This window comes from Brevundimonas sp. UBA5936, from assembly GCA_002430835.1.
Classification (GTDB): domain Bacteria; phylum Pseudomonadota; class Alphaproteobacteria; order Caulobacterales; family Caulobacteraceae; genus Brevundimonas.
In genome coordinates, this window is record DJDA01000130.1 from 22,793 (window position 1) to 29,639 (window position 6,847).

Annotated in this window: 5 protein-coding genes and 1 pseudogene; 1 reads left to right on the forward strand and 5 read right to left on the reverse strand. The window is 65.2% G+C overall.

Going from position 1 to position 6,847, the window contains the following annotated elements:
- Positions 1-20: 20 nt before the first annotated feature.
- From cyoD to cyoA, 4 genes are read right to left on the reverse strand one after another with little or no spacing between them, the layout of a single operon-like run.
- Positions 21-404 carry a cytochrome o ubiquinol oxidase subunit IV gene (cyoD, locus tag B2Y21_RS13580; RefSeq protein ID WP_292060374.1) on the reverse strand — a complete coding sequence of 128 codons (384 nt, stop codon included), beginning with the start codon at positions 402-404 and terminating at the stop codon, positions 21-23.
- Positions 401-1,045 carry a cytochrome o ubiquinol oxidase subunit III gene (cyoC, locus tag B2Y21_RS13585; protein ID WP_292060375.1) on the reverse strand — a complete coding sequence of 215 codons (645 nt, stop codon included), beginning with the start codon at positions 1,043-1,045 and terminating at the stop codon, positions 401-403. Before cyoC ends, cyoD begins: the two co-directional genes overlap by 4 nt.
- A 4-nt stretch (positions 1,046-1,049) precedes the next feature.
- Positions 1,050-3,062 carry a cytochrome o ubiquinol oxidase subunit I gene (cyoB, locus tag B2Y21_RS13590; RefSeq protein ID WP_138141060.1) on the reverse strand — a complete coding sequence of 671 codons (2,013 nt, stop codon included), beginning with the start codon at positions 3,060-3,062 and terminating at the stop codon, positions 1,050-1,052.
- A 14-nt stretch (positions 3,063-3,076) separates the two neighbouring features.
- Positions 3,077-4,291, reverse strand: a complete 1,215-nt coding sequence (gene cyoA, locus B2Y21_RS13595) for a ubiquinol oxidase subunit II (protein ID WP_046653379.1) — start codon at positions 4,289-4,291, stop codon at positions 3,077-3,079.
- A gap of 187 nt (positions 4,292-4,478) precedes the next feature.
- Here cyoA and B2Y21_RS13600 point away from each other — a divergent pair, with 187 nt between their 5' ends.
- Entirely contained in the window at positions 4,479-5,822 is a 1,344-nt protein-coding gene (locus B2Y21_RS13600) for an MFS transporter (protein WP_003165642.1), read from the forward strand.
- Between the two features lie 116 nt (positions 5,823-5,938).
- On the opposite strand, the pseudogene B2Y21_RS13605 reads toward B2Y21_RS13600, so the two are convergent.
- A pseudogene (locus B2Y21_RS13605) lies at positions 5,939-6,847 on the reverse strand (malate synthase G); the annotation flags it as partial.

The following is a 6,847-nucleotide window of genomic DNA, read 5'->3' on the forward strand; positions in this document are numbered from 1 at the left end:
GTCTCCGCGTGCAAGCAGGCTCAGCCCATCCCCTGCATGTCGTGGACGGGCATCATGTTGGTGTTCAGGTGATACATGACCCAGACCGAACCGGCGACGGCGATGACCACGATCACCAGGGTGAAGATCAGCGCCAGCATGTTCCATCCGCCCTCGGACTTATGGTTCATGTGCAGGAAGAAGATCATGTGCACCACGATCTGCACCACGGCGAAGGCGGTGATGATCAGGCCTGTCAACTGCGGCGCCAGCACCCCGGCCATGACCAGCCAGAACGGAATCGCCGTCAGAACGACCGACAGGCCGAACCCGATCAGATAGCTTCTGTAGGTGCCATGATCATGATCGTCGCCGTGGTGATCTTCGTGAGTCACGGCGTGCTCGTTGTGGGCTTCGGCGCTCATCGCAGCATCCCGAACAGATAGACGAAGGTGAAGACGCCGATCCAGATGACGTCCAGGAAGTGCCAGAACAGGCTCAGGCACATGAGGCGGCGCTTGTTGGCCTGGATCAGCCCCTTCTGCCCCACCTGGATCATCAGGGTGATCAGCCAGATGACGCCGAAGGTGACGTGCAGGCCGTGCGTGCCCACCAGGATGAAGAAGGCCGACAGGAAGCCGCTGCGCTGGGGCGTGGCGCCCAGGTGGATCATGTGGGCGAACTCATAGAGCTCGATCCCCAGGAAGCACAGGCCGAACAGGCCCGTGACCGCCAGCCAGATCTGCGTCTGCGCCACCTTGTTCCGGTACATCGCCAGCATGGCGAAGCCGTAGGTGATCGACGAAAACAGCAGCATCGACGTGTTCACCGCCACCAGCGGCAGGTCGAACAGATCCTTAGGCGCCGGGCCGGCCGCATAGTTGCCGCCCAGCACGGCGTAGACGGCGAACAGGATCGCAAAGATGAGGCAGTCGCTCATCAGATACATCCAGAAGCCCAGCATTGTGCTGTGGCCTTCCGGGTGATGCGGTTCCTCTACCGGGTGGAAGATCGGCCGCCCGGCGTCGTCGACATAGTCGGGGTTGAGGGAAGGTGCGTGGCTCATCGGATCACCCTTGCGTCGCTGCTGCGGCCGCCAGGGCCTTGGTGCGCGCGTCCTCGGTCGCCTGAACCGTCTCGGCCGGGATGTAGTAGTCGCGCTTGTAGTTGAAGGTGTGGAAGATGGCGTAGGCGATCAGCGCCGCAAAGCTCGCGGCCGCCAGCCACCAGATGTACCAGATCAGGGCGAAGCCCACGATCAGCGACAGCGCCGACAGGATGAACCCCGCTCCGGTGTTGGACGGCATGTGGATCGGCTTGAAGCCGCCCGTCGGGCGCTCATAGCCGCGCGCCTTCATGTCCCACCAGGCGTCGCCGTCGTGAATGATCGGCGTCTTGGCGAAGTTGTAGTCCGGCGGCGGAGAGGATGTCGCCCACTCCAGGGTGCGGCCGTGCCAGGGGTCGCCCGTCTCGTCGCGCAGCTTGTCGCGGTTGATGATGCTGACAGCGAACTGGATCAGCATGGCCAGGATGCCGACGGCGATGATCGCCACGCCCACAGCGGCGATGATGAACCAGATCTGATAGGCCGGGTCGTCAAAGACCCGCATCCGCCGCGTCACGCCCATGAAGCCCAGGACGTACAGCGGCATGAAGGCCATCCAGAAGCCGACCACCCAGCACCAGAAGCTGACCAGCCCCCACTTCTTCTCCAGCTTGAAGCCGAAGGCCTTGGGCCACCAGTAGTTGATGGCGGCGAACAGGCCGAACAGCACCCCGCCGATGATGACGTTGTGGAAGTGGGCGATCAGGAACAGGGAGTTGTGCAGCACGAAGTCCGCCGGCGGCACCGCCAGCATGACGCCCGTCATCCCGCCGATCACGAAGGTCAGCATGAAGGCGACCGTCCACATCATCGGCAACTCGAAGCGGATGCGGCCGCGGTACATGGTGAACAGCCAGTTGAACAACTTCGCCCCTGTCGGGATCGAAATGATCATCGTCGTGATCCCGAAGAAGGAGTTCACGGACGCGCCCGAGCCCATGGTGAAGAAGTGGTGCAGCCACACCAGGTAGGACAGGATGGTGATGACCACCGTCGCATAGACCATCGAGGTGTAGCCGAAGAGCTTCTTACCCGAGAAGGTCGAGGTGACTTCGGAAAACACGCCGAACAGCGGCAGGATCAGGATGTAGACCTCAGGGTGGCCCCAGATCCAGATCAGGTTCACGTACATCATCGGGTTGCCGCCGAAGTCGTTCGTGAAGAAGTTGGTGCCGATGTAGCGGTCCGCCGACAGCAGGACCAGCGTCGCCGTCAGGATCGGGAAGGACGCCACGATCAGGACGTTGGCGCACAGCGACGTCCAGGTGAAGACCGGCATCTTCATCAGGCCCATGCCCGGCGCGCGCATCTTCACGATGGTGGCGATCAGGTTGATGCCGGACAGGGTGGTCCCTACCCCCGCGATCTGCAGCGCCCAGATATAATAGTCGACCCCGACCCCGGGGCTGTAGCCGATGCCCGACAGCGGCGGATAGGCCAGCCAGCCGGTGCGTGCGAACTCGCCGATGAACAGCGAGGCCATGACCAGCACAGCCCCCATCGTCGTCATCCAGAAGCTGAAGTTGTTCAGGAAGGGGAAGGAGACGTCCCGCGCCCCGATCTGCAACGGCACCAGATAGTTCATCAGGCCGGTGATCATGGGCATGGCCACGAAGAAGATCATGATCACGCCGTGGGCGGTGAAGATCTGGTCATAGTGGTGGGCGTTCAGATAGCCCTCGGACCCGCCGAAGGCCATGGCCTGCTGGATCCGCATCATGATGGCGTCGGCGAAACCGCGCAGGAACATGACCAGGCCCAGGATCATGTACATGATCCCGATCTTCTTGTGGTCCACGGTGGTGAACCACTCCTTCCAGAGATAGCCCCACAGCCTGTAGCGGGTGATCAGGGCCAGCATCCCCAGACCGCCGATGACGACGACGGCGAAGGTGGCGACCAGGATGGGCTCGTGGAACGGAAGCGAGTCCCAGTTCAACCGGCCCAGAAGCGGCGATGTTGTTTGTTCGACAGTCATGATCGTTCAGGCGCTCAGGATTGCGACGCGGCGGGCGCGGACGCCGTGGAAGGCGCGGAGAAGAGGGAGGCGAAACGCTCGTTCGGTTCGGACCGGCCGGGGCGTTCAAGCCCCTGCCCCATGACCCGGTTCAGCGGGGTGTCGCGGGCGACGTCCTCGCCGAAGGCCTGACGGCGGCGGGCGGCCTCGACGGCGGCGGCCTCGGCCTCCAGCGGGGTGCACAGCGTCATCACATAGGACTCGCCCGCACCGAAGACGGCGTCGCCGCGGCGGGCGTATTTGTCATAGACCAGCGGCAGGGTGTTCTTGACCGCCGCCAGGCCCAGACCGCCCTTGCGGTCGATGTCCATCATCTCGCCCATGCACATCTTGCCCGGCTCGACGCACATGTTGACCACGGCGTCGAACAGGCGGTCGTCGACCGAGGCGTAGTGGATGACCGGCACCTTCTCGCTGGGCTTCTCAAGCTCCAGATAGGTGTCGCGATCCAGCCCCTGACCGGCGGCGCGCACGCCCGCGACCCACTGGTCGAAGCCGGCCTGATCCAGACCGTGGAAGGCGAAGCGCATGTTCGAGAAGCCGTCGCCGGAATAGTTGGCCGAGAAGCCGACGTATTCGCCCGGGCGGTTGATGACGGCGTGCAGCTTCGTCTCCATGCCCGGCATGGCGTAGATCTGACCGGCCAGGGCGGGGATGTAGAAGGAGTTCATCACCCCGGTCGAGGTGATGTGGAAGCGGATCGGCCGATCAACCGGCGCGGCCAGTTCGTTCACCGTGGCGATGCCGTATTCGGGGTAGATGAACAGCCACTTCCAGTCCATGGCCACCACCTCGACCTGCAGCGGGCGGTGATCCTCGGCCACGGCCTGCCCCTCGGCGATGCGGTCCAGCGGGCGATAGGGGTCCAGAAGGTGCGTCCCGGCCCAGGTGATGGCGCCCAGGCAGATGATGATCAACAGCGGCGCGGCCCAGATCACCAGCTCCAGATGGGTCGAGTGATCCCAATCCGGCTCATACCGGGCTTCCTTGTTCGATTCCCGATACTTCCAGGCGAAGAAGACGGTCAGGATCATCACCGGAATGATGATGATCAACATCAGCACCACGGACATGACCAGCAGGTCGCGCTGCTGGGCGGCGATATCGCCGGCGGGCGCAAGGACCACGGCCTCGCAGCCGGGCAGCAGGGCCAGAAGAGGCAACAGCAACAGGGGGCGCAGTCGGCGCACGGCGGCTCCAGTCGAGGTTCGAGGCAAGGGCACGGTCATCTTGCAGGCCCCGTAACCCCGCCCCCGAACAGGCGACATTGGACAATCTGCCCTATCCCCTGTTCCGACCATCGGGAGCAAAGGGGCTGTTTCAACATTCTATTGTCGCGGGCGCGTGTGCGCCCCGGTTCCTGGAGCCTCATCGGTCATGAACGCAGCCAGCGGCGCGCCTTCTTCAGAGCCCCTCGAGCGGGACGCCAGCCGGATCAACGCGCGAGACGGCAAAATCGACGCGGGCGAAATCGCCATCGGCGTCATCATCGGCCGGACGTCGGAATTCTTCGACTTCTTCGTCTACGCCATCGCCTCGGTCGTGGTGTTTCCGCAACTGGTCTTCCCCTATGCGGGACCGCTGGGCGGGACGCTGTTGTCCTTCGCCGTCTTCGCCGTGGCCTTCATCGCCCGGCCGTTCGGCACCGCCCTGTTCATCGCCGTCGACCGACGCTTCGGGCGCGGGACCAAGCTGACCATCGCCCTGTTCCTGCTAGGCCTGTCGACGGTCTGCCTGGGCTTCTTGCCGGGACACGCGCAGGTCGGTCACTGGTCGGCCGCCATGCTGATCGCGCTGCGGATCGGTCAGGGCGTGGCCCTGGGCGGCGCCTGGGACGGCATGGCCTCGCTTCTGGCCGTCGCCGCGCCCGAGAAACGCCGCGGCTGGTACGCCATGGTACCGCAACTGGGCGCGCCCTTCGGCCTGATCGTGGCCAGCGCCCTGTTCGCCTATTTCCTCAGCAAGCTGTCGGCCGCCGACTTCATGGACTGGGGCTGGCGCTATCCCTTCTTCGTGGCCTTCGCCATCAACGTGGTAGCCCTGTTCGCGCGCCTGCGCATCGTGGTGACGCCCACCTTCCAGGCCGCCTTCAAGACGCTGGAGCTGCATCCCACGCCCGTGACCAAGGCCGTGCGCGAAGAAGGCGGAAGCATCGTCATCGGCGCCTTCGCCCCCCTGGCCAGCTTCGCCATGTTCCACATGGTGACGGTGTTCCCGCTGTCGTGGGTCTTCCTCTACACGGACGAGGCGCCCAGCCGCTTCCTGATGATCGAACTGATCGGCGCCGTCTTCGGCCTGATCGCCATCATGGCGTCGGGCTGGCTGGCTGATCGCTACGGTCGACGCGCCCTGCTGGCCGTCACGGCGGCGGGCATCGCCGCCTTCTCAGGCTTCGCGCCCCAGCTTCTGGACGGCGGCCCGGCGGGCGAGCTGACCTATATGATCCTGGGCTTCATCCTGCTGGGCCTGTCGTTCGGCCAGGCCTCGGGTTCGATCGCCTCCAGCTTCAGCCTGACCAACCGCTACACGGCCTCGGCCCTGACCTCGGATCTGGCCTGGCTGTTCGGCGCGGGCTTCGCCCCGCTGGCGGCCCTGGCGCTGTCGGGCAAGTTCGGCCTGGTTGCGGGCGGCGCCTATCTGCTGTCGGGCGCCATCTGCACCCTGCTGGCCCTATGGCTGAACCGCGAACTGGCCAAGGGCCGCGCGGGCGCCAAGGCCTAGGGCTTTCTCTTCGTCCAATAGAGAAGGGGCGCGGCCAGCCGGTCGCGCCCCTTTTTGGTTGCGCTAGCGCTCGCCGCGCGGCGCCTCGCTGCTTGAGCGCATATTGATGTGTGTGTTCAGCCCTGCGCCTTGGCCTTGCGGCGCCAGTGGGTCAGCAGGTGTTCAGTATAGCCGTTCGGCTGTTCCCTGCCCTTGAACACCAGATCGCAGGCCGCCCGCCACGCCGGGCCGTCATATCCAGGCGCTAGAGGACGATAGGCCGGATCGCCCGCGTTCTGACGATCCACCACCACGGCCATGCGCTTCAGCGCCTCCATGACCTCATCCTCGGTCGTGACGCCGTGACGCAGCCAGTTGGCCAGGTGCTGGCTGGAGATCCGCAGCGTCGCCCGGTCCTCCATCAGGCCCACGTCGTGGATGTCCGGCACCTTGGAGCAGCCGACGCCCTGATCCACCCAGCGCACGACATAGCCGAGGATGCCCTGGGCGTTGTTGTCCAGCTCCTGCCGGATCTCGTCGGCGCCCGGCGTCCCGACCGCAAACGGCGGGGTCAGAAGGGGCGTCAGGCCCGTCGGCGCACGCTTGGCGATCTCGGCCTGACGCGCCCAGACGTCGACCTCGTGATAATGCAGGGCGTGCAGGGTCGCCGCCGTCGGCGACGGAACCCAGGCCGTCGAGGCGCCCGCGCGCGGGTGGCCCGCCTTGGCCGCCAGCATGTCGCCCATGCGGTCCGGCGCCGCCCACATCCCCTTGCCGATCTGGGCCCGGCCCGACAGGCCCGCCTTCAGGCCGATGTCGACATTGCGGTCCTCATAGGCCTTGATCCAGCCGGTCTCGCGCACCGCCTCCTTGCGCACGACGGGACCGCCCTCCATCACCGTGTGGATCTCGTCGCCCGTGCGATCCAGGAAACCGGTGTTGATGAAGACCACCCGCCCCTTCGCCGCCGCGATGCAGTTCATCAGATTGACGCTGGTGCGGCGCTCCTCGTCCATGATGCCCATCTTCAGCGTCAGGGCGGGCAG